Below are 22,980 nucleotides of genomic sequence, written 5' to 3'. Positions count from 1 at the left end.
CGACCAGCGTGGTTGAGACATGACCCAGATGCTTCACTGCGTTCAGCATGACAAGCGGCTCCTACAGCGTCTTGCCCATCAGCATCAGCAAAAACGCATACTGCCGCGCCGTGTCGTCAATCGACTTGAAACGGCCCGAAGCGCCGCCGTGGCCGGCCGCCATGTCGGTGTGCAACAGCATCAGGTTCTTATCGGTTTTGGTAGCGCGCAGCTTGGCTACCCACTTGGCAGGCTCGAAATACTGTACCTGCGAGTCGTGCAAGCCGGTAGTTACCAGCATGTTGGGGTAAGCCTGCTTTTCCACATTGTCGTAGGGCGAATACGAGAGCATGTACTTGAATTCCTCCTCGTTGGCGGGGTTGCCCCACTGGTCGTACTCGCTGGTGGTAAGCGGGATGCTGGGGTCCGACATGGTCGTCACCACGTCCACGAACGGCACGGCGGCAATGACGCCCTTGTAGAGGTCGGGGCGCATGTTCACCACCGCGCCCATCAGCAGGCCGCCGGCGCTCCCGCCCATGGCAAACAGCTTGTCCTTGGCCGTGAACTGCTTCTTGACAGTCGCGTTGCCCACGCGCACATCCTGCATTTTGGTCAGGTACTCCGAGCAGTCGATAAAGTCGTTGAAGCTGTTGATTTTGTGGCTCATGCGGCCGTCCTCAAACCACTGCCGGCCCATCTCCTGCCCGCCCCGGATGTTGCACAGCGCGTACACAAACCCGCGGTTCAGCAAGCTCAGCCGGGCGGCGCTGAAGGTGGGGTCCTGCGAGAAACCGTAAGAGCCGTAGGCGTACTGCAGCAGCGGCGCGGTGCCATCCAGCTTGGTGCCTTTCTTGTACACCAAAGCCATGGGAATGAACTTGTTGTCGCGCGACTTTACAAACACGCGCTCCGTCACGTAGTCGAACTTGTTGTAGTTGCCCAGCACCGGTTGCTCCTTCACCAGGGTATTGGTGCGGGTGCTCATGTCGTACTCGAAAATGGAGTTCGGCGTGGTGAGTGAGGTGTAGTTGTAGCGCAGCACCGGCGTGTCCATTTCCGCATTCACGCCGATAGTAGCGGTATAGGCGGGTTCCTCAAACTGAATGTAATGCTCCTGCTTGTCCTTCAGGCTCACCACTTTCAGCTGGCGCAGGCCGCCTTTGCGCTCGTTCAGCACCACGTAGTTGCTGAACAGCTCGAAGCGGTCGAGGAAAATTTCGGGGTGGCGGGTGAGGGCGTCGGTCCAGGCCGATTTGCCGGTGGCCGTCACGGGCGTTACCATCAGGCGGTAGTTGGGCGCCCCCAGGTTGGTGCGGATGTAGAACTTATCGCCCAAGTGCTCCACATCATAGAGGTGGTCCTTTTCACGGCGCTGGAATACCTTGGGCTGCTCGGCCGGCGCGGCGGCATCGAGGTAGCGATACTCCGACGACAGCGAACTAACCAAGTTCAGGCCGATGTATTTCTTTGATTTCGAGCGGCTCACGTGTACGTTGAAGGTATTGTCCTTCTCCTCGTACACCAGCGCGTCGTTCTTGGGGTCAGTGCCCAGCACGTGGCGGTACACCTGGTAGGGCAGGAGCGTGGTTACGTCTTTGCGGGTGTAGAACACGGTTTTGTTGTCGGCCGCCCAAGCCATTTCGCCGCCGGTGTTCTGAATGCGTTCGGGGTAGTCTTTGCCCGTGGCCAGGTTGCGGAAACGCAGCGTGTAGAGGCGGCGGCTCACGGTATCGGTCGAAAACGCCAGCAGTTGGTTGTTGTCGCTCACGGCCCAGTCGCCAATCTGGAAATACTTCTGGCTGCTGCCCATCTCGTCGCCGTTCAGTAGAATTTCCTCCGTGCCAATGGTGCTGCCCTTCTTGCGGCAGTAGATGGGGTATTCGCGCCCGAACTCGTAGCGCGAGTAGTAGTAGTAACCGTTGTCGCGGTAAGGTTCAGTCGCGTCTTCCTGCTTGATGCGGTTCTTGATTTCCTGCGCCAGCTTCTTTTGCAGGGGGACTACGGCAGCCATCTGCTGGTCGTAGTAAGCGTTTTCGGCGTTCAGGTATTTGAGGACGGCCGGGTCGGTGGGCTTGTTCAGCCAGTAGTAATTATCGGTGCGCTGGATGCCAAAATCAGTAAACACTTTGGGCTTGATGGGCGCTACCGGCGGCGTCAGGGGGGCCGTCTGGGCAAAGGCCCCACCACCGGCCAAAGCCGCTCCCGCCCCCGCGAGGGCCATTCGTTGCAGAAAATTCATAAGAAGAAGGCGAGAAGTACCGCGCGAGCAGTTAGGATGGTCTAAATCAAGCAGCAAGGTAATGCATGGGCGCAAAAAAACCGGTCCGAAACGGACCGGCTGTCACATTCTATCCAACGGGGTGCTAATTTTTTTGCACCGTAGCAGAAGTGACCTTTCCCGTGTCTGCATTTACTTCAGCAAACGTGCGTTCGCCTACCCGCACAAAAATTGTTTGGGTCCCAAGTGTCACTTTGCGAATGGCACGCGGGCCCACTACCGTTGGGCAGGCACCCACCACATCGGTTTTCCAGGCTAGCCGGTTACCCTGGTACGCCAGCAACTGCCGGTTATCGGACGATACCCAGTATACTTTCCCATCCGATAGGGCTTTCATGCCTCGTACCTGCGCCGAAGGGGTAAAAGCCGGGCTGCCAGCCCCAATTTCGGGCTGGCGAACAACCAGTTGGGCATTATAAGGCGCTTCGGGTTTCTGGTCTTGCGCCATAGCGGCAGTGGGCAGGGCAAGCAGTAAGGCGAAGAATCGAAAAGTGGGTTTGTGCATAGCGAAAGAAAGTAAGGTGGAGGAATAGGCGCAAAGAAAAAGGGCTGGCTCCCTTGCGGAAACCAGCCCTCTAACGTCTGTTAACTACTTCTTATTTCTTCGCATCCGTATCGGGCGCTTCCGGCTTGTCGGCCGGGCGCTCGTCGCTGGCGAGGTTTTGCGCCTCACCGCTCTTGCTTACGGCGAAGGTCAGCTCCTCGGCACCTTCGGTGTAATCGGCGGTGATAACGTCGCCGTGTACTACCTGGGCTTTGAGGATTTCCTCCGCAATCGGGTCTTCGATGTACTTCTGGATGGCGCGGTTCAGCGGGCGGGCACCGTATTTGGGGTCGTAGCCTTTATCGGCCACGAAATCCTTGGCGGCTTCCGTCAACTCGACACGGTAACCTAAAGCCTGCACTCGCGAGAGGAGCTTGCTGAGGCTGATGTCGATAATTTTGTGGATGTCCTTCTTCTCAAGCGAGTTGAAGACGATGACGTCATCCAAGCGGTTGAGGAATTCGGGCGAGAAGGTCTTCTTCAGGGCGTTGGTAATAGTGCCTTTCGTCAACTCATCCATGTTCTCTTGGCGGGCCTTCGTGCCGAAGCCGATGCCGGCGCCGAAGTCCTGCAGGTCACGCGCCCCGATGTTCGAGGTCATGATGATGATGGTGTTGCGGAAGTCCACCTTGCGGCCGAGGCCGTCGGTCAGGATGCCGTCGTCCAGCACCTGCAGGAGCAGGTTGTACACGTCCGGGTGCGCCTTCTCAATTTCGTCGAGCAAGATAACCGAGTAGGGCTTGCGGCGGATTTTCTCCGTCAGCTGGCCGCCCTCTTCGTAGCCCACGTAGCCGGGAGGCGCGCCTACCAGGCGCGATACGCTGAATTTCTCCATGTACTCCGACATGTCGACGCGCACCAGCGCATCTTCCTTGTCGAAGAGGTAGGTAGCCAGCACCTTGGCTAGCTCCGTCTTACCCACACCCGTCGGGCCGAGGAATACGAACGAACCAATGGGCTTCTTAGGGTCCTTCAAGCCCACGCGGGTGCGCTGAATGGCTTTCACCAACTGCTTGATGGCTTTGTCTTGGCCAATTACTTTGCCTTGCAGCTCCTCGTTCATGTTGAGAAGTTTCTGGCTTTCGTTCTGAGCCACGCGCGAAACGGGGATGCCGGTCATCATGGCGATAACCTCGGCCACGTTCTCCTCTTTCACCGTGTAGCGCTTCTTCTTGGTTTCCTCTTCCCACGACTTTTTGGCCGTTTCGAGTTGGTCCAACAGCTTCTTCTCAGTGTCGCGGAGCTTGGCGGCTTCCTCGTATTTCTGCGATTTCACCACGCGGTTTTTCTCGCCTTTGATGTTCTCAATCTGCTCTTCGAGCGTGAGAATGTCCTCGGGCACCACGATGTTGTTGATGTGCACGCGGGCCCCGGCTTCGTCGAGAATGTCGATAGCCTTGTCCGGCAGGAAACGGTCGGACATGTAGCGGTCCGACAGCATCACGCATTGCTCAATGGCCTTGTCGGTGTACACCACGTGGTGGTGGTCCTGATACTTGTCCTTGATGTTGTGCAGGATTTCGATGGTTTCCTCGGGCGTGGTGGGGTCCACCATCACCATCTGGAAACGACGGGCCAAGGCACCGTCTTTCTCGATGTACTGACGGTACTCATCCAGCGTAGTGGCGCCGATGCATTGAATTTCGCCGCGGGCCAAAGCCGGCTTGAACATGTTCGAAGCATCGAGCGAGCCCGAAGCGCCGCCGGCGCCCACAATGGTGTGCAACTCGTCGATGAACAGAATCACGTCGGGCGACTTCTCCAGCTCGTTCATCACGGCTTTCATGCGCTCCTCGAACTGGCCGCGGTATTTGGTGCCGGCCACCAGCGAAGCGAGGTCCAGCGTAACGACGCGCTTATTGAAAAGCACACGGCTTACTTTCTTCTGGATGATGCGCAGGGCGAGGCCTTCAGCGATGGCCGTTTTGCCCACGCCGGGCTCACCGATGAGGATGGGGTTGTTCTTTTTGCGGCGGCTCAGGATTTGGGCTACGCGCTCAATCTCCTTTTCGCGACCCACGATGGGGTCGAGCTTGTCGTCCTCGGCCAGCTTGGTGAGGTCGCGGCCGAAGTTGTCGAGCACCGGGGTACGCGATTTTTCGCCGGGCTTTTTAGCACCTGCGCCAGCGCCGGTGCCAGCCCCGCGCCCGCCGGGACCCGATGAGCCAAAGAGTTTGTCGTTGTCGTCGTCGTCCGTGTCGGGCGTGCGGTTTTGCGGGGCAGAACCGGCATTACCGTGGTAATCCAGCGAGTCGCGCACAGTTTCGTAGTTCACGTTGAATTTGCTGAGAATTTGGGAAGAAATGTTGTCTTCGTCCCGCAGGATGGACAACAGAAGGTGTTCGGTGCCAATGATTTCCGACTTGAAAATCTTGGCTTCGAGGTAGGTGATTTTCAGCACCTTCTCGGTCTGCTTGGTGAGCGGAATCGAGCCGGTGATGCTGGTGCCCTGCGTAGCGGTGTTGCGCGTGGCCTGTTCGAGCGAAAACTTCAGCTCGTCGATGCTCACGCCCAGCTTGCGCAGCAGGCCGAGGGCCGTGCCTTCGGCTTCGCGAATCATGCCGAGCAACAGGTGCTCGGTGCCGATGTAGTCGTGGCCGAGACGGATGGCTTCCTCCCGGCTGAGGGAAATCACCTCTTTGACGCGGTTTGAGAATTTAGCTTCCATGCCAATAAACGTAGTGAAAAATCAAATAAGCCCCGCGTCGGGCGAGTAACACGAATAACGGGTTGGGCCGATGTAGCTTGAAAACAAGCCGGTTCGGGCGAAGGTTCGGACTTATTTACGGCCCGGCATTATTAACCTAACGTTGGCCGAAATCTGCGGGTTACTGCAAATAGCGGCCAGCGGCCGGGCCCTGCGAAAACAGCAGGTCCAGCACACTTAGGCCGGGCTCAAAACCTGGGCCAAACACCTGCGGATAGGGCCGCACCAGCGCGGAGGCTGCCGGAGTGTCAGGTTCAGAAGGTTTAGAAGTGGCTTTGGGTGTCAGCCAGTCGCGCCGGTCGGCGATAAGCTGGGTAGTAAACAGACCGGAATTATCGGCAGAAGGTTGCGCCGGGTAGCGGGCGTGGTATTCGGTGGTGAGGTGCAGGGGCAGCGTGATGCGGAAACACTTCAACAATAAACGCAAAAACTGCTGATTCAGGTCGAAAAGCAACGCCGGTTTGCTTACGTAGATATCGTGCAGGTAGTCGGCGTAATACTCGAAATACGGGCTGTTGCCGTAGGCGGTTTGGAGCGTGCGCCAGTGGCGATGAATCCAGTTCTGGCGGTAGTCGATTTCAATGGCCGAAACGCTGACCTTTTCGGCCCGGTTGCCATCGAGGACGGGCACCGTGAGGGGCTGCACGCCCTGCGCGGTGCGGATGAGGCAGCGGTTGCGGTAGGTCTGTTTGCGGTAGTGCTCGTGGGCTTCGAGCAGGATGCCGTCGGCGCGCTGTAGTTCAGCGAAAAGGGCGGCCGGTGGGTGGTAGTGCAGTTCGGTGAGGAGAATCATGGAGGCGAAGCAGAGGGAACACGCATAGCACCACGTCATGCAGAGCGTAGCATCTTTACTGCAATAGTAAATGATTAGTGGTGGCAGGCAAGATGCTTCGCTGCGCTCTGCATGACGTTCGGGCTACTCATCGCCGCCCTGGCCTTTGCTGCGTTCGGCATCCAGAAAATACGCGCCTTTGACGACCAGATGGGTAGTGTCGCTCAGCTTATCGAGCGAGCGCACGGCTACCTGACCCTGGTCAGTAGCGCCGGGACGAAGGCTGAAGCGGCGGAAGGTGCTGCCTTTACCATCGGATTTTACCTGATAATAAGCGTAGCTGACTTCGCCGCCGGGCACGAGAGCGTCTTCGGGCAGGGTGCGCTGGGGCGTACGGCCGGTGAGGATGCGGGCACTGACGTATTGGCCGGGCAATAGGGCGGCGGTGAGCGCAGCATCGGGGCCGGTGTCGTGTAGGTGGGCATGAACCGACACGGTGCGGCCGTCGTCATCGAAGGCTTTGCCGACCAGGAAGACGGTGGCGGGAAGTGGCTGGGCGCTGGCTCCCTGGGCCGGCACGCGGAACAGAATGTCCTGGCCCACTTTCACCTTGGCAATGTCGCGCTCGAAAACTTTTAATTCCAGGTGCAGGTCGGAGCGGTCCACCAACTCAATCAGCACGTCCTGCGGATTCACGAACTGGCCGGGGTTCACCAGCACGGCCTTCACGTAGCCGCCAATAGGGGCGATGAGCGGCACGCTGGGCTGGATATTGGTGGCCGTGATGCGCCCAGGATTCAGGCCGATGAGGCGAAGTTGAGCAGCGAGGCTGCCGGCCGCGGCCTGCTCGGTGCGCAGCTCGGAGGCGGCTTGCTGGAGCTTGCGGCGGGCTCCTACGTCTTCGTCGTTGAGGATTTGCTGGCGGGCGGTTTCCTGCTTCAGAAATACGATGCGGGCTTGGCTCTGGAGGTAATCCTGCTGCAGCTTGAGGTAGTCGGGGTTGCGTAGGGTAGCGAGCACGCTACCCCGTTTCACAAACTGGCCGGGCAGCACCGGGAGTTGCTGCACGTAGCCGCCCATCACAGCCGTGATGGATACTTTGTGGCTGGGCGGCACATCAATCTGGCCGGTGGCCTGCACCTCGGTGCCTAGGTCGCGGCGGGTGAAAGTGCCGAGCTCGATGCCGGCCGCCTGCATCTGGGCTTTGCTGAGGAAAACCTCGTTAGGCGCGCGGGGTGGCGGGGCGGCGGGTTTATCGGCGGCCTTTTCGGCTTTGCTGCCGCAGGCGATGAGGATGGGGAGGAGGGCGAGGTAGGGCAGAAATTTCATGGGTAGGAGTTTATTCGATTATTTGATAACGGTCCTGCTGAGCTTGTCGAAGCATCGCAACTGCTTCGTTACTTTGGCATTGATTACTTGCGCGGTAGAGATGCTTCGACAAGCTCAGCATGACGTGCTTTTACTACTTATTGCGCATCGGCTCCGGCCAGGGCCTGGATATTGGCCACCAGTTCGTTGTATTGCCGCAACTGCTCGAAATAGGCTTCCTGAATCTGCCAGGCGGGTTGGGTATTCACCACGTATTCCACGTACTCGATATCGCCGGCGCGGCGACTTTTTTCGGCCGTGTCGAGAATGAGGCGGGCTTGCGGCAACCCGTAGTTCTCATAGTAAAGCAGCGAGGCCTGGGCGCGGGCCAGCTGCTGGCGCAGGGTGCTGAACTGGGTGCCGAATTGCGTGTTGGCGTAGGCCAGCTGCACCTGGGCGGCTTCCTCGCCGATTTTGGCGGCGGCGATGCGGGCGCGCTGGGCCCCGCCCAGCAGCGGTACCGCGATGCCGGCCTGGGCCACGTTGAAACCCCGCTCTTGGTTAATGGTCTGATTGAAGTAGCCGGCGCGCAGGTCAGGCAGGCGGCGCAGCTTTTCAAGCCTGGTTTGCTGCTGGCTGAGGGTAAGCTGCTGCTGATAGGCGGCCAGGGTGGGGTTGGTGGCGGGCGTGAGGGCGGCCGTATCGGCCGGTAGCAGCACGGCGCGGGGGCTGGCGGTGGTGTCGATGGTGGCCAGGTTGGGCTGGCCGAGCAGCAGGGCCAGTTGGCGGCGCTGCACCAGCAACTCGGAGCGCAGCGTGGCGAGGCGGTTTTGCAGTTCGCGCGACCGGGCTTCGGCCGATACCTGCTCCAGGCGGTTGGTTTCGCCCACCTGGTAGCGGATGCGGGCGGCCCGGGCGGCGCGCTGGTAGAGGCTGTCTTGCCGGCGCAACAGGGCCACGAGGCGGTAGGTCACCAGCAGATTATAGTAGCCCGAGCGGATGCTGCGGCTCAACTCACGACGCTGGGCGCGGGCGCGGAGGTTGGCACCCTCGGCCGTGGTTTGCAGAACTTTGCGCTGGGCTCCGTACACGGTGGGGAAGGCCGTCTGCTGCAGAATGTTGAAGCTCTGGTCGGCCAGCGGACCCGAAATCTGGCCGTACTGATAGTCTAACACCAAGCGCGGTAGGTCGTAGCCGGTGCGGGCGAGGGCGGTCTGCTGCTGGGCCTGCAAAGTGGCGGCCTGCACTAGTGGGCTCTGGGCCAGGCCGGTGCTCAGGGCCTGCGAGATGCTGAGGGGCGCATCAGTTGGGGCTTTTTGGGCGCGGGCGGTAGCGGGCAGCAGGGCAGCCAGCGCTATCAGCAGCAGGACCACGAACGAAACTCCCGTTGCGCCCGCCGCACCTGAATCTTTAGAATCAGGGCTACCCGGTTTTGGCGCTTCGGCCTTCTTCTTTTCTAATTCGGCTTTTTCGGCGGCCACGCGTTCGGCTTCGGTTTTGGGCATAGATTGAGACTTGTTGTCATTGGAAGCCGGCTTATCATTGGATTCCGTGGCCGGCTCGCCGCCTGTTTCCTTGCGGATTTTGGCCTCTTCGGCTTCCTCAGCGGCTACTTCGGGGCTGGGCTCGTCGTCATCCACAAAGAAGGTGTAGAGCACGGGCAGCACCACCAGCGTGAGCAGCGTGGCCGTTATCAGCCCACCGATGACGACCGTGGCCAGCGGCTTCTGCACCTCCGCGCCGGCCGAGCCGGACAGGGCCATCGGCAAAAAGCCGAGCGAGGCCACCGAGGCCGTGAGCAGCACCGGCCGGAACCGCTCCTCGGTAGCGCGCAGCACCCGCTCGCGGATTTTCTTCACGCCGGCCGTGGCCAATTCGTTCAGGCTGGCCACCAGCACAATGCCATTCAAAACGGCCACCCCGAACAGCGCGATAAAGCCCACGCCGGCCGAAATGCTGAACGGCATCCCGCGCAACCCCAGCGCCAGCACGCCGCCGATGGCCGCCAGTGGGATGCCCGTAAAAATCAGCAGCGCCTCCTTCACCGAACGGAAGGCCAGGAACAAAAGCATGAAAATCAGTACCAACGACACCGGCACGGCAATGGCCAGTCGGTCTTTGGCGTGGTTCAGGTTTTCGAACTGGCCGCCGTACACGATGCTGTAGCCGGCGGGCAGGCTCAAGCCGGTTTTCAGCTTGCCCTGGATGTCTTGCACGAGGCTTTGTACGTCGCGGCCGCGCACGTTCACGCCGATGTTGACGCGGCGGCGGGCATCGTCGCGGGAGATTTGGGCCGGGGCCGGTTTCAGGGCCACAGTGGCCACTTCGCTTAGCGGAATCTGGTTGCCGTCGGGCAGCGACACAAGGAGTTGGTTGAGGTCGTCGGGGCCACGACGGTGCAGCGAGTCGAGGCGCAGCACAAGGTCGAAGCGGCGCTCGCCTTCGTACACCTGGCCGGTGGTCTGGCCGGCGAAAGCGGTTTGCAGCAGCGTGTTGAGGTCCATTACGCGCAGGCCGTACTGGGCCAGCTTGGCGCGGTCGTAGCTCACGCGCAGCTGCGGCAGGCCGATAATCTGCTCCACCTTAATATCGCCTACACCTTGCAGCGGGCGGATGAGCGCGGCAGCCTCGTCGGCCTTGGCCTTGAGCACGTCGAGGTCGTCGCCGTAAATCTTCACCGATACATCCGACTTTACGCCCGAAATCAGCTCGTTAAATCGCATCTGAATGGGCTGCTGAAACTCCAGGCTCACGCCGGGCACGCCGGCCAGGGCGGCCTGCATCTTGTTGGCTAGCTCCTCGCGGGTGCTGGCGCTGGTCCATTCGGCATGGTCTTTCAGAATAATCATCTGGTCGGAATCTTCTAGCGACATGGGGTCGGTGGGGATTTCCGAGGTGCCGATTTTGCCCACGACCTGAATGACTTCCGGGAATTTACTTTTCAGAATGCGCTGAATCCGAGACGTCAGCAGGATGCTTTCGTCCAAAGAAGACCCGGGAGCCAGCGTCACGTTCATGGCAAAGTCGCCCTCGTCGAGCTGCGGAATAAACTCGCCGCCGAGCCGCGAAAACACGAAGCCGCCCAGCGCCAGCAGCCCCACGGCCACGCCCACCACCAACCAGCGCGCCCCCAGTGCCGCCCGGATAATCGGGTCGTACAGCTTGTGCAGAAAGCCTACGATGCGGTCGGCCAGATTAGGCTTTTCGCTGATATTTTTCTTCAACGCCCAGGCCGTGACGGCCGGCACATAAGTCAGGCACATAATCATGGCCCCGAGAATGGCGAAGCTCACCGTGAGGGCCATGGGCCGAAACATCTTGCCCTCCACGCCGGTGAGCGAGAGGATGGGCAGGTACACAATCAGGATGATGAGCTGACCGAACAGAGCCGATTTCATGAGCCGGTTGGTCACGCCTTCGGTGATGTCGTCCATCGTCTCGTGGGCGGCTTTGAGGCGCTCGTGCAGCAAGTGGGCAATGACGGCCTCCACGATAATCACGGCCCCGTCCACGATGAGGCCAAAGTCCAACGCGCCCAGGCTCATCAGGTTAGCCGATACGCCGAAGGTCCGCATCATGCCCAGCGCGAAGAGCATGCACAGCGGAATCATGCCCGCCACCACCAGCCCGGCCCGCAGGTTGCCGAGCAGCAGCAGCAACACCAACACCACAATCACGCCGCCCTCAATCAGGTTTTTTACTACCGTGTGAATGGCTTTGTCCACCAGCTTGGTGCGGTCCAAGAACGGGTCGATTTCCAGGCCTTTGGGCAGCGTTTGCTGGATTTCAGCCACGCGCGCCTTCACGTTTTTGATGGTGGCTTCGGAGCTGGCGCCTTTCAGCATAAGCACTACGCCACCCACGGTTTCGCCCAGGCCGTCGCGGTCCATAGCCCCGTAGCGCACGGCGTGGCCGAAGCGCACGGCAGCCACGTCGCGCACCAGCAGCGGCGCGCCGCCCTGGCCGGGCCGGGCCACGGGCTTCACCACGATGTTGCCGATGTCCTGCAGCGACGTGGCCCGGCCCTCGCCCCGAATGAAGAAGGCCCGTGGGCCGCGCTCGAGGTAGCTGCCGCCGGCGTTGCCGTTGTTGGCTTGCAGGGCCTCGTAGAGCTCGGCCATGCTCACACCCGCGCCGGCCAGGCGAGCCGGGTCTACGCTCACCTCGTACTCGCGCACATAGCCGCCGAAACTGCTCACGTCGACCACGCCGTTTACGCCGGCCAGGCGGCGCTTCACCAGCCAGTCCTGGATTTCGCGCAACTGAGCCAGGCCGTACTGCTTCTCGTAGCCCTTTTTGACTTTGATGGTGTACTGATAAATCTCGCCCAGGCCGGTGGTGATAGGCGCCATGCCCGGCGCGCCCAAGCCCTGCCCGAGGTCAGCTTCGGCTACTTTCAGCTTCTCGGCCACCAGCTGGCGGGTGTGGTAGGTGTCGACGTCTTCCTCGAAAACTACGGTAATCACCGACAGCCCGAAGCGCGAAATCGACCGAATTTCCGTCACGCCCGGGATGGTACGCAGCTGCAGCTCCAGCGGTACGGTGATGAGCTGTTCGACCTCCTGCGCCGCCAGCGCGGGGCTTTGGGTGATGACCTGAACCTGGTTGTTGGTGACGTCCGGAATGGCGTCGAGCGGCAGGCTGGCGGCCGAAAACACGCCCCAGGCCACGAGGCCCGCCAGCATCAGGGCCACCAGCAGCTTGTTGCGGATGCTGAAATTAATAATCGCCGAAATCATACGAATACGGTGCAATGCGGCCCGGCCCAGACGCGGCCAGTGGCCGGCCCGGGGAGGCGCTAAAAATCCAATAAGAGAGGGGGGGAGCCGGAATTTCGGTGCCGGAGCCGGTTTCGGCACGGGCACACTGCGTCCGGGGGCGCGGGTGGGTTAGGCTCGGGGCGGCTGGCCCAGCGAGGTGCTGAAGCTGAAGGCGTAGCGCGGTGCGGCGGCGGCGCGGTAGGCGGGCGCGGCCACTATTTCCGGCTGGGTCACGAATACCAGTCGCGTAACGGGAGCCATCACAAAGCTGAGCGTGACGCAGCCGTGGTGGCAGCGCAGGGGCAGGTTGTGATGGTCTTGCTGGTGGCGCGGCGAGAGGGTGCACCCGGCGTAGTGCTTGGTGCCGGCCCCGTAGTGCTCGGCAATGAACTGGCCGAAATTCAGCCCGCCGCCCACCGCCGAGTGGTGATATTCGTAGTGCTCCACCAACTGCGGCAGCTTGGCCAGCTCGCCCAAATCATTCTCGGGCACGAAGCTGCCCAGCAGCATCAGTATTCCCAGAAAGAAAGCGAAGGTGGCGCGCATATCGGGTGAGAAACGGGGCGGGCGCGATAAATGTTTGCGGGGTTGCTGGCACAAAAATAGAAAGCAGGACGAGAAGCGCGTGCCGCCGGCCGCAAGGTGGCTGGCCGAACGTCTCCCTTTCCCCCGCCGTACTTTTGCCATATGCGCTACTTTCTGACTTTGCTCGTCGTCCTCACCACGCTGGCCGCCCAGGCGGCTCCGCCGCAGCTCATGCTCGACGTGGCCCGTTTTCGCAACCTCGATAAAGTGGTGAAGGGTGCCGAAGTGGAAATCTACGTGACGGTGCCCACGCAGCCGCTCACCTACCGGCAGCGGGCCCCGCGCTCGTTCCAGTCGTCGGCCGTCGTCACGCTCGATATTCTAAAAGCCGACGGTAAACCCGCCTACCACGAAGTCATCACCCTGAAGCCGCCGGTGCTGAACGATACCAGCCTGGCCATCAAAAACCCGCTGAGCTTCCTCAAGCGCGTGCTGCTGCCCGATGGCAAATACACCCTGCGCGGCACCGTGAAGGACCAGTACAAGAGCGCCAACGGCGAAACCACCGTGGAGAAGCCCTTGGTGCTTGAAGCTCCTGCTACCGGCGCCTTTTTTAGCGACGTGGTGCTGCTGGCGCGTCCGGCCGTGCGCGGCGCCAGCGACGACAACTTCGGCCGGGGCGGCTACCGTCTCACCCGCGCGCCCGGCGGCAATTACGGCCGGGGCTCCGAAAACCTGTTTTTCTACACCGAGCTGCACAATGCCCCGGCCGGCCCGGCCCTGCGCGTGCACTACCACCTCACCACGCCCGACGGCTCGGCGGCCGATGCCGACGGCGAGCTGACGCCCCAGAGCGGCCGGCCTACTACCGTAGTGGGCCAGCTGCCCTTCGGCCCGCTGCCCGATGGCCCATTCACGCTGTTTATTGAAGTGTACGGCGGCCCGGGTAATAAAAAGCTGCTCGCCGGGCACCGCGCCATCGGCCAGCGCAACACGGCCGACTACGCGCCCGCCGGGGCGCCGGCCGCCCGCTAAGCATGGCCACCAAAGGAACTCCGGCCGCGGCCGGCCGGCCCTACGCCTGGTATTTCGAGCCGTTGCGCTGGCTGCTGCTGGCGCTGGCCCACCTGCCGTTGGCGGTGCTGTACCTGTTCGCGGAAGTCATCTATTTCCTGCTGGCCTACGTGGTGCGCTACCGCTGGCGCGTCGTCACCGAAAACCTGCGCAACTCTTTCCCGGAAAAAACGCCGGCCGAAATCGAGCGCATTGGCAACGCATTCTACCGGCACTTCTCACAGGTTATCATCGAAATCCTGAAGCTGGCTGCCATCCGGCCCGACGAGCTACAGCGGCGCATGCGCTTCGTGAACCCCGAACTGATGACGCACCATTTCGCCGACAAGCGGCTGGTGCTGTCGCTGGGCTCGCACATGGGCAACTGGGAGTGGATTCTGAGCGGTGCGGCGCTGGAATTTCCCGGCCGGGCCGCCGGCGTGTACAAGCCGCTGAACAACCTGTTCTTCGAGAGTTTCATGCGCCGCCTGCGCACCCGCCTCGGGGCCGATGCCGTGCCCATGCTGGCGACGCTGCGCTACCTGGTGGCCCACCGCGGCCAGGGCCACACCCTCAGCCTGCTCACCGACCAGGCCGCCGGTCCCGAAGACAAACCCTACTGGACCAACTTTCTGCATCAGGACACCAGCTTCTACACCAGCGCCGACCGCTTGGCCGTGCAGCTCGATTGCGCCGTGCTCTACGTGGGCATTCGGCGCGTACGGCGCGGCTACTACGAAGTCACCTTCACCGAGCTGCCCGATGGCCGCGAAGCCAAACTGGCGCCGGCCGGCACCTTCCCGGTCACCGAAGCCTTTGCCCGGCAGTTGGAAATGGACATGCGCGCCTCGCCCGAGCAGTACCTGTGGACGCACCGGCGCTGGAAGCATAAGCGGTAGGCGTCTGTCATTGCGAGGCCGAAGGCCGCGGCAATCCTTCCGCTCGATGCAGAAAGCCTTGAGATGTGGTGAAGCCTTAATCTAAACAGAAAGCCCCGACTCTATTCCAGAGCCGGGGCTTTTCATATTATTAGGTTAGTCGCAGCGAGAGGAAGGATTGCCGCGCTTCGCTCGCAATGACAGGCGGGGCCTTCTACAAATACGGCTCGATGTCGCCGGCGCCGTCGCGCACGATGTCGAAGTCGTCGTTGGTGCAATCGACGATGGTGCTGGGGGTGTTGCCGCCGAAGCCGCCATCAATCACGAGGTCCACGAGCAGGCGGTACTTTTCGTAAATCAGGTCCGGGTCGGTCACATACTCCTCGAGGGTTTCCTCACTTTCGCGCACCGAGGTGCTCACGATGGGGTTGCCCAGTTCCTTCACCAACTGACGGATAATCTGGTTATCCGGCACGCGAATACCGACCGTCTTGCGCTTGGTGCCGCCGAAGCGCGGCGCGTTGGCACTGGCTTCGAACAGGAAAGTGAACGGGCCGGGCAGGGCCTTTTTGATAACCTTATACGTAGCGGTGTTGATGCCGTGGGCGTAGTCGCTGATGTGCGACAGGTCGTAGCAGATAAAGCTCAGGTTGGCCTTTTCGGGGTTGATGCCCTTAATGCGGCACACGCGTTCCACGGCCTTGGCATTGGTCACGTCGCAGCCGATGCCATACACGGTGTCGGTGGGGTAAATAATGACTCCGCCCTTGCGCAGTACCTCAACGGCTTGCTGAATGCGGTTTTGGGGCGGATTCTCGGGGTGAATGCGGAGCAGGGTGGCGGGCATAGAAAAAACGAAGGTTGAAAGTGAAACCGGCCGGGCAGGGGCCGCCGCGTGCCGGCCAAAACCGGCCTGGCGGCCCGGCGGGGCCAAAGGCGCGGGAAAGGTACTACCTCCGGCCGAAACGCGCCAACCTGAACGCGCCGCGCGGGCTGCGGTGGCGCGGCTTCGTACTTTTGGCGCCGCTCCTCTGACTTCTGCTTTATTCCCCATGGCCAAACCCGCCCAAAAGTCCATCCTCGAACGCCGCGACGACGCCCTGAAACGCCGCAAACGCTGGGGCGTTGTGAGCGTCGTGTTCACGCTTGCATTGGTGTGCTTCTCCTACTATTTCTACCAGGTGTTCTTCACCGCCAACATCGAAACCAAGGGCAAGCCCACCTACGTGGTGATTCCGCGCGGCGCCACCTGGAAATCGGCGCTGAATGCCATCGACCAGACCGGTGCCGTGGTCGACAAGCTCTCGCTGCACTTCGTGGCCCGGCTGATGAAATACGACAAGCCCGGTGCCGTGAAGCCCGGCAACTACGAGCTGAAGGATGGCTTCACCAACCGCCAGCTCATCAACGTGCTCAAAAGCGGGGCGCAGTCGCCGGTGAAGCTGACCTTCAACACGGTGCGCCTGCGCAACGAGCTGGTGGCCAAGCTGGCCAGCCAGGTGGATGTGCCCGCCGCGCGGCTCGACTCGCTGCTGCGCGACCCGGCCTACACCAAAAGCCTGGGCTTCGACACCACCACGGTGCTCACCATGTTCATCCCGAATACCTACGACGTGTACTGGAACACCTCGGCCAAGCGCCTGATGCAGCGCCTGAAAACGTCCTACGAGCAGTTCTGGACGCCCGCCCGCGATGCCGAGCGCGAGAAGCTGCACCTCACCCGCGCCCAGGTAAGCACGCTGGCCAGCATCGTGGAAGCCGAACAGCAGCAGCATGCCGACGAGCGGCCGCGCATCGCCGGCGTCTACCTCAACCGCCTCCGGCGCGGTATGAAGCTGCAGGCCGACCCCACCGTGGTGTACGCCAACCACGACTTCACCATCAAGCGCGTGCTCAACGTGCATTTGCAAAAAGACTCGCCTTATAACACCTATAAGTACGCCGGCCTGCCGCCCGGTCCCATCAACCTGCCCAGCATCGCCAGCATCGATGCCGTGCTGAAACCCGAAAGCAACAACTACCTGTATTTCTGCGCCAAGGAGGATTTCAGCGGCTACCACGCCTTTGCTACGAATGAGACGGAACACATCGCGAATGCAAGGCGCTACCAAGCCGCGCTAAATAGAGCCGGTATTAAATAATCGGTGCGGATTTATGCAAACACACAAGCTGAGCCACGAAGAATATCAAGCAACATTCGCTGCTCCGATGCTTGATGTATCGCAAACCGCGGAGCCTGTGCTGGATATTTGGCCGTACGTTGAAGCAGTACCGCAATCGGATTTAGAAGGCTTCAATTTATTAGATGGAATAGTCCGCTACGTTTATCAGAGCCCATCAGACCATTATCTGCACGTGTCGGTTTCTACCGATGATGAGAATGCATTTCTGGTTGTGGTCATCGATTTGCATTTGGTGAGAATAACTGGCCATTACCTGCTGGATTTGGTTACGCTCTACGACCTGAATTCCTCCGAAGAAATATAATTCCATGTACACCTCCGACATCCAAATTCGCGTGCGCTACGCCGAAACCGACCAGATGGGCTACGTCTATCATGGCAACTACGCGGCGTATTTTGAAGTAGCGCGCACCGAAGCGTTTCGCAAGCTCGGCATCAGCTACAAGGAGCTGGAGGCCGATGGCGTGGGCATGCCGGTAGGGGAGCTGCGCACCCGTTTTCGTCGCCCGGCCCGCTACGACGACCTGCTGACCGTGCGCCTGCTGCTGCGCCAGCCGCCCGAAGGCACGCGGGTGCTGTTCGAGTATGAGATTTACAACGAAGCCCATGAGCTGCTTACCGAGGGCCACACGCTCATGGTGTTTGTGAAAACCACCACCGGCCGGCCCGTACCCATTCCCGAAAGCATCCAGCAGCAGCTGGCGCCGTATTTTAGCGACGACGACCTCGAAAGCCCGGTGCTGCCCAAGCCCGGCGCTATTTTGCCCGATGCGCCCGCCCCGGCGGCGTTCAGAAAGTAAAAGGGTTGAGTTTTGAATGTTGAGGGTTGAGTTATTCAGTCAGCCAAGCCATTCAGTCCTCAATATTCAAAATTCAACCCTCAAAACTCAACCATTCCTTGTGAAAGCCCCCGCCGCCATTCGCCGAGCCCGCCTGCCCGATGTGCGCCAGCAGCGCCACTACCGGCGGCTGATTGTGGGCCTGAAGCGCCTGCGCGTGGGCAATGGCCGGGCCTCGCTCTACGACATTCTCGACCGCATCCTGCACGAGCTACGGCTCGACTCGCTGGAAAAGCGCGCCGCCTACATGGCCTTCAACCTCACGGTGGCGCTGTTCCCGACCATTATTTTCCTGTTCACGCTCATTCCGTACATCCCCGTGCCGAACCTGAACGTGGACATCCTCCAGTTCCTGGCCGATTTTATGCCCCGCGAGCTGTACGCGGCCACCGCCAGCACCATCGAGGACATCGTGAATATCCCGCACGGCGGCTTGCTCTCCTTCGGTTTCGGCACGGCGCTGGTGCTTAGCTCCAACGGCATCATGGCCCTGCTCGATGCATTCGAGAAGAAATACCCGTGGTTTAAGCACCGCAGCTACCTGCGCAAGCGCATGATTGCCACCGGGCTGACATTTGTATTGGCCCTGATTCTACTGCTGGCCATCGCGGGCATATTCTTCGGTACTTATCTGATTGACGGCTTGGTATTCTATGAAATTGTGCCCGAACGGTTTACCGATTTGGTGCTCACGCTCATCCGCTACGGCTCGCTGGTGGGGCTGTTTCTGAGCACGACCTGCGTGATTTACTACTTTGTGCCGCCCGTGCACGACAAATGGCCGCTGGTGTCGGCCGGGGCCATTGTGGCCACGCTGCTCATCTTTCTGGTGTCGTTTCTGTTCACGCTCTACGTGCGCATTTTCGACTCTTACAACCACTTCTACGGCTCCATCGGGGCGCTGGTGGGCTTCATGGTGTGGCTGGAGTTTGTGTGCATGACGCTCATCATCGGCTTCGAGGTGAACGTGAGCATGGACGCCATCACCGGCCGCCGCCGCCAGATGATGCGCGAGCAGCTGGGGGCCCAGCGCGTTATCAGCGTCGAAAAATGAGGTGCTGGCTTTCAGGCTGCTAGCAAAAAGTTGGAAGTTTTTTCGCGGAGGTCGTTTTTCGTTTCGGTTTCCTTTTTACTTTTGCACTCCCCAATCACTCGGGGAGCTTCTAGAGAGGTGGCAGAGTGGTCGAATGCGACGGTTTCGAAAACCGTTATACCGGCAACGGTATCGGGGGTTCGAATCCCCCCTTCTCTACAAAAAGGCTTTTTCTGCGCCGGAAAAAGCCTTTTTTGTTTCGTTACTTCATTCGGCGCACCAGAGTAATTGACCCAGAGAGCTGGCAGAGTGGTCGATTGCGGCGGTCTTGAAAACCGTTGAGGGTCAAACCTCCGGGGGTTCGAATCCCTCGCTCTCTACAAAGAAAAGCCCCGTTTCCGACCTGGAAACGGGGCTTTTTTATTGCGCTTTAGTTGTTGCAAACGATTTTGATAATATAGCTATTATGCTGTAAACAAAGCTATTGGTTCGTCTGCAGCGTAACTTTGCCCGTGTCTGGGAGCGCCTGGACAGATGGTGTGCTAAAGGGCAGGCCATCTGGTTAATTCCTCGCACCATATTGTCTGTATGCCTGATTTCTACTTGGTTATGAATCGATTTGCGCTATTCCTATTCTTCGCGCTGGGGCTGAGTAGCTTATCCAATGCCCAGACGGCCGCCAGTTGGCAGGCCGCCCTGGCCAATAATTCGACTACCACCAGCGGCACCGCCACGGTATTGGCCACGGCTATTGGCGATGCGGGCCAAGTGTATGTGGCGGGCTACATCACGGGGCAGGTGGGCTTCGGGGCAACTGTGCTGGCGCCGGGCAACAGTCAGGATGCGTTTGTGGCGCGTTGGGAACCCAACTCAGGCACCTGGGCTTGGGCGCTGGGCGCGGGTGGCACCAGCAGCGAACAGGCCCTGGGCCTGGCCGTGAGCGGCAACAAGCTCTACGTGACGGGCACGACCACCAACTATGCCATTGCCGGCGATGCCAACGGCGCTTACAACGTGCAGTTTGGTACCCACCCGCTGCCGGGCACGGGCACGAACTATAACAACGACCTGTTCGTGGCCCGCATTACCGACCCTGGCACACCGCCCACCGACTGGGATTGGGCCATGCAAGCCGGTGGAACCAACGAAGACCAGGCTACTTCCGTGGCCGTGAGCAACGGCCGCATTTACGTGGGGGGCGCGGTGCGCAACGCCGCCGCCACCGGCGATGCCAACGGCACGGCCAATGTGCAGTTCGGAACCAATCCGCTGGCGGGCCGGGGCACGGCCATCAACAGCGACCTGTTTGTAGCCCGCCTGACCGATGCCGCCGCGCCTACCACCTGGGATTGGGTGCTGGATGGGGGCGGCACGGAGGAAGACGGCGTTAATGCACTGGTTGTGAACGGTGCGGCGCTATATCTGGCTGGCTTCACCACCAACTATGCGGTGGCTGGTGATGCCAACGGGGCTGCCAATGTGCAGCTGGGCAGCCTGCCGCTGGCAGGCACTGGTTTTGGCAACAACGCCGATGTACTGGTGGCCAAACTCACTGATGCTACTGCACAGCCAGCTGCCTGGAACTGGGCAATGCCCGCCGGGGGCCGCAGCACCGACAAAGCCACTGCCCTGGCCCTGAGCGGTAATCGTCTGTACGTGGCAGGGGCCAGCCTGAACGGCACGCAGACCAGTGCTCCCAACGACCCCAATGGCGTAGCCGATGTGCAGTTTGGCAGCCAGCCGCTGGCGGGCCTCAGCGTGAGCAGCAGCCAGGATATTTTTGTGGCGCGCCTGACGGATACGGCTGCGCCCACCGACTGGGACTGGGCGCAGCAGGCCGGCGGGTTCTACGACGAGCAGGCCAGCGGCGTGGCCGTGCGCGGCAACGCCGTGTATGTGGTAGGGTTTGTGCGCAACTATGCTTTCCTCAACCTGCCGGGCGGGGTAGCCAACGTGCGGTTCGGGGCCACTTACTTTCCGGGCAGCGGGACCAGCGGCAACCCCAACAACGACTCGTTTGTGGCCCGCGTGACGGACACGGCGGCGGGCATTACACCCGCCTGGGATTGGGCGCTGACCGACAACAGCTTTGGCGATGGCAAGGCTAACGCGGTGGCGGCCACCGCTACCAGCCTGTACGTGGGCGGCACCAGCGTGGGGCTCACCATTTTCGGCAACGCCGATGGCTCGCCGGCCGGCAGCAGCGTTTACCAGAACCTGACCATTGCCAGCGTAGCCGACAACGGTACGGCCGGCGGGGCCTGGCAAAAAGTGCGCTGGGCCCGCACGTTCGACGGCCGGGCCAGTGTGACGGCCACCGCCGTGGGCAGTGCGGGCCAGGTGTACGTGGCCGGCTATTTCAACGGGCAGGTACGGTTTGGCAACATTGAAATAGGATGCGTTGGGGGCACCGACGTTTTCGTGGCGCGTTGGGAGCCCAGTTCGGCTAGCTGGGCCTGGGTGGCCCAGGGCGGCGGCACTGCCCAAGACAAGGCCCTGGCCCTGGCCGTGAGCGGCAACGCCGTGTACGTGGGAGGCTCGGTGGGGAACAACATTCAGGCCGGCGCGGCCGGTGGCTCGGCCGGCGTGCAGTTTGGCGCGTACCAGCTGCCCGGCATTGGTACGGGCAACGGCACTGATGCCTTTGTGGCCCGCCTCACCGACCCAGGCTCCGGGGCCGCGCCCACCTGGGCCTGGGCGCTGCAGGGCGGCGGCACCAGCCTCGACCAGACCAACGCTCTGGCCGTGAACGGGGGCGTGGTGTATGCGGCCGGCAGCACGGTGAACTATGTGGTGGCTGGCGATGCCAATGGCGGCCACAACGTGCAGTTTGGCACCCATCCACTACCCGGCATTGGGGTCAACGGCCTCGATGACGTTTTTGTAGCGCGCATCACCGACTCGGCCGCTCCGAACTGGGACTGGGCCATGCAGGGCGGCGGCCTGGCGGCCGACGAAGCCAACGGGCTGGCCGTGCGCGGCAATACCGTGTACGCGGTGGGTGCGGTGGACAATTCCCTGCGGGCCGGTGACCCCAACGGTTCGTCGGATGTGCAGTTTGGTACCCACCCGCTGCCCGGCATTGGGGGCATTGGCGTCACCGATATATTCGTGGCGCGCCTCACCGATGCCGGTCCGGCTGCGACCCCAGCCGATTGGGACTGGGCCCTGCAGGCCGGCGGCGAAAGCAGCGATGTGGCTAATGCGGTGGCCCTCAATGGCAGCCAGGTGTATGTGGCGGGCGAAGTGATTAACAGAGTTTTTCCTAACGATGCCAACGGCGGCGCCAACGTGCAATTTGGAACCCGCCCCTTGCCGGGCTCGGGCGTTAGCAACAACGGCGATGTATTCGTGGCCCGCTTCACCGACGCCAGCCCCACGGGAGCCGCGCCCACGGATTGGGACTGGGCCCTGGAAGCCGGCGGCTCGTACGAAGACAACGCGCTGGGGCTGGCCCTGGCCAATGGCGGCGTTTACGTGACGGGGCTCACGGCGAACTACGCCATCAGCGGCGACCCCAACGGCTTCGCCAACGTGCAGTTTGGGGCGTTGGCCCACCCCGGCCAGGGCACTGTCGTCAACTACGACGCCTTTGTGGCCCGGGCCAGCGACGTCCCTGCCGGCGGCACGCCCACCTGGGCGTGGTTGCTCAGCGGCGGCGGCTCGGGTAATGACCAGGCCAATGCGCTGGCCGTGAGCGGGCGCAACGTGTACATGGGCGGCATGGCCACGCCTGCGGCCACCTTCGGCCCCACCAGCTTTGCCGCGGCCAGCGGCTACCAAGTGGCCGTGCTGGGCGTGGCCACCGACAACACCGTGCTGGCGGTGCGGCCCGATGCCAGCGCTACCAATGCTGCTTCCCTATACCCCAATCCGGCCGCCCACAGCACCACGCTGGTAGGCGCTGCTCCACGCACCGCCGGCAAGGTCTTCGACCTGCTGGGCCGGGTCGTGATGACCTTCACCACCGATGCTACCGGCGCGGCGCTGCTGGCGCTGCCGGCCCGTGCGCACGGTGTATACGTGGTGCGAACCGGAAATCAGGCCTTACGCCTGGCCATCGAATAGGAACCGAAGCCGAGGCAATGGGTTGAGGTATTGTTGATTGATTTGTAGAA

General features: G+C 61.4%; 15 protein-coding genes and 2 tRNA genes. 9 read left to right on the top strand and 8 right to left on the bottom strand.

The annotated features are described in order from the left end of the window. Positions 1-61 precede the first annotated feature (61 nt). From MON38_RS03370 to MON38_RS03340, 7 genes are all read right to left on the bottom strand, one after another. Entirely contained in the window at positions 62-2,221 is a 2,160-nt protein-coding gene (locus MON38_RS03370) for a S9 family peptidase (protein WP_241934716.1), read from the bottom strand. Positions 2,222-2,345: 124 nt separating this feature from the next. Continuing rightward, a complete protein-coding gene (locus MON38_RS03365) occupies positions 2,346-2,765 on the bottom strand; it encodes a hypothetical protein (RefSeq protein WP_241934715.1) in 420 nt (139 codons plus the stop codon). A gap of 91 nt (positions 2,766-2,856) precedes the next feature. Continuing rightward, positions 2,857-5,472 carry an ATP-dependent Clp protease ATP-binding subunit gene (locus MON38_RS03360; protein WP_241934714.1) on the bottom strand — a complete coding sequence of 872 codons (2,616 nt, stop codon included), beginning with the start codon at positions 5,470-5,472 and terminating at the stop codon, positions 2,857-2,859. A gap of 160 nt (positions 5,473-5,632) precedes the next feature. Next, positions 5,633-6,304 carry a WbqC family protein gene (locus tag MON38_RS03355; protein ID WP_241934713.1) on the bottom strand — a complete coding sequence of 224 codons (672 nt, stop codon included), beginning with the start codon at positions 6,302-6,304 and terminating at the stop codon, positions 5,633-5,635. A 123-nt stretch (positions 6,305-6,427) separates the two neighbouring features. After that, on the bottom strand, positions 6,428-7,612 hold the full coding sequence (locus MON38_RS03350) for an efflux RND transporter periplasmic adaptor subunit (protein ID WP_241934712.1): 1,185 nt from the start codon (positions 7,610-7,612) through the stop codon (positions 6,428-6,430). A gap of 137 nt (positions 7,613-7,749) precedes the next feature. Continuing rightward, positions 7,750-12,330 carry a CusA/CzcA family heavy metal efflux RND transporter gene (locus tag MON38_RS03345; RefSeq protein ID WP_241934711.1) on the bottom strand — a complete coding sequence of 1,527 codons (4,581 nt, stop codon included), beginning with the start codon at positions 12,328-12,330 and terminating at the stop codon, positions 7,750-7,752. 150 nt (positions 12,331-12,480) lie between these two features. Then, on the bottom strand, positions 12,481-12,897 hold the full coding sequence (locus MON38_RS03340) for a hypothetical protein (protein ID WP_241934710.1): 417 nt from the start codon (positions 12,895-12,897) through the stop codon (positions 12,481-12,483). A 141-nt stretch (positions 12,898-13,038) separates the two neighbouring features. Between MON38_RS03340 and MON38_RS03335 the strand changes: the two genes are divergently transcribed. Together MON38_RS03335 and MON38_RS03330 are read left to right on the top strand one after the other, a co-directional pair. After that, positions 13,039-13,911 (top strand): hypothetical protein, encoded by an 873-nt coding sequence (locus MON38_RS03335; protein ID WP_241934709.1) that lies wholly within the window; start codon positions 13,039-13,041, stop codon positions 13,909-13,911. Between the two features lie 2 nt (positions 13,912-13,913). Beyond that, positions 13,914-14,828: a lysophospholipid acyltransferase family protein gene (locus MON38_RS03330; protein WP_241934708.1), complete on the top strand. Its 915-nt coding sequence runs from the start codon at positions 13,914-13,916 to the stop codon at positions 14,826-14,828. Between the two features lie 193 nt (positions 14,829-15,021). On the opposite strand, the gene MON38_RS03325 is transcribed toward MON38_RS03330, so the two are convergent. Continuing rightward, entirely contained in the window at positions 15,022-15,654 is a 633-nt protein-coding gene (locus tag MON38_RS03325; protein WP_241934707.1) for an L-threonylcarbamoyladenylate synthase, read from the bottom strand. Between the two features lie 205 nt (positions 15,655-15,859). Between MON38_RS03325 and mltG the strand changes: the two genes are divergently transcribed. From mltG to MON38_RS03290, 7 genes are all read left to right on the top strand, one after another. Then, the gene (gene mltG, locus MON38_RS03320; protein WP_241934706.1) at positions 15,860-16,948 is read left to right on the top strand and encodes an endolytic transglycosylase MltG; all 1,089 of its coding nucleotides are present in this window, start codon (positions 15,860-15,862) and stop codon (positions 16,946-16,948) included. 13 nt (positions 16,949-16,961) lie between these two features. Then, positions 16,962-17,294 (top strand): hypothetical protein, encoded by a 333-nt coding sequence (locus tag MON38_RS03315; protein ID WP_241934705.1) that lies wholly within the window; start codon positions 16,962-16,964, stop codon positions 17,292-17,294. 4 nt (positions 17,295-17,298) lie between these two features. Beyond that, positions 17,299-17,790: an acyl-CoA thioesterase gene (locus MON38_RS03310; RefSeq protein WP_338423745.1), complete on the top strand. Its 492-nt coding sequence runs from the start codon at positions 17,299-17,301 to the stop codon at positions 17,788-17,790. Positions 17,791-17,890: 100 nt separating this feature from the next. After that, positions 17,891-18,883 carry a YihY/virulence factor BrkB family protein gene (locus MON38_RS03305; protein ID WP_241934704.1) on the top strand — a complete coding sequence of 331 codons (993 nt, stop codon included), beginning with the start codon at positions 17,891-17,893 and terminating at the stop codon, positions 18,881-18,883. A gap of 111 nt (positions 18,884-18,994) precedes the next feature. Next, a tRNA-Ser gene (locus MON38_RS03300) sits at positions 18,995-19,081 on the top strand. A 76-nt stretch (positions 19,082-19,157) separates the two neighbouring features. Beyond that, positions 19,158-19,242 (top strand) — tRNA-Ser (locus tag MON38_RS03295). 229 nt (positions 19,243-19,471) lie between these two features. Beyond that, positions 19,472-22,930, top strand: a complete 3,459-nt coding sequence (locus MON38_RS03290) for a T9SS type A sorting domain-containing protein (protein WP_241934703.1) — start codon at positions 19,472-19,474, stop codon at positions 22,928-22,930. Positions 22,931-22,980 lie beyond the last annotated feature (50 nt).

Origin of the sequence: Hymenobacter cyanobacteriorum, assembly GCF_022631375.1 — a bacterium.
In the GTDB taxonomy this organism is placed as follows: Bacteria; Bacteroidota; Bacteroidia; order Cytophagales; family Hymenobacteraceae; genus Hymenobacter; species Hymenobacter cyanobacteriorum.
This window is presented reverse-complemented; position numbering and strand designations above follow the sequence as displayed.

What these genes read in the sequence shown, in the direction of transcription:
- MON38_RS03370 (WP_241934716.1), bottom strand. Translation starts at nt 2,221, where the DNA reads ATGAATTTTCTGCAACGAATGGCCCTCGCGGGGGCGGGAGCGGCTTTG.
- MON38_RS03365 (WP_241934715.1), bottom strand. Translation starts at nt 2,765, where the DNA reads ATGCACAAACCCACTTTTCGATTCTTCGCCTTACTGCTTGCCCTGCCC.
- MON38_RS03360 (WP_241934714.1), bottom strand. Translation starts at nt 5,472, where the DNA reads ATGGAAGCTAAATTCTCAAACCGCGTCAAAGAGGTGATTTCCCTCAGC.
- MON38_RS03355 (WP_241934713.1), bottom strand. Translation starts at nt 6,304, where the DNA reads ATGATTCTCCTCACCGAACTGCACTACCACCCACCGGCCGCCCTTTTC.
- MON38_RS03350 (WP_241934712.1), bottom strand. Translation starts at nt 7,612, where the DNA reads ATGAAATTTCTGCCCTACCTCGCCCTCCTCCCCATCCTCATCGCCTGC.
- MON38_RS03345 (WP_241934711.1), bottom strand. Translation starts at nt 12,330, where the DNA reads ATGATTTCGGCGATTATTAATTTCAGCATCCGCAACAAGCTGCTGGTG.
- MON38_RS03340 (WP_241934710.1), bottom strand. Translation starts at nt 12,897, where the DNA reads ATGCGCGCCACCTTCGCTTTCTTTCTGGGAATACTGATGCTGCTGGGC.
- MON38_RS03335 (WP_241934709.1), top strand. Translation starts at nt 13,039, where the DNA reads ATGCGCTACTTTCTGACTTTGCTCGTCGTCCTCACCACGCTGGCCGCC.
- MON38_RS03330 (WP_241934708.1), top strand. Translation starts at nt 13,914, where the DNA reads ATGGCCACCAAAGGAACTCCGGCCGCGGCCGGCCGGCCCTACGCCTGG.
- MON38_RS03325 (WP_241934707.1), bottom strand. Translation starts at nt 15,654, where the DNA reads ATGCCCGCCACCCTGCTCCGCATTCACCCCGAGAATCCGCCCCAAAAC.
- mltG (WP_241934706.1), top strand. Translation starts at nt 15,860, where the DNA reads ATGGCCAAACCCGCCCAAAAGTCCATCCTCGAACGCCGCGACGACGCC.
- MON38_RS03315 (WP_241934705.1), top strand. Translation starts at nt 16,962, where the DNA reads ATGCAAACACACAAGCTGAGCCACGAAGAATATCAAGCAACATTCGCT.
- MON38_RS03310 (WP_338423745.1), top strand. Translation starts at nt 17,299, where the DNA reads ATGTACACCTCCGACATCCAAATTCGCGTGCGCTACGCCGAAACCGAC.
- MON38_RS03290 (WP_241934703.1), top strand. Translation starts at nt 19,472, where the DNA reads ATGAATCGATTTGCGCTATTCCTATTCTTCGCGCTGGGGCTGAGTAGC.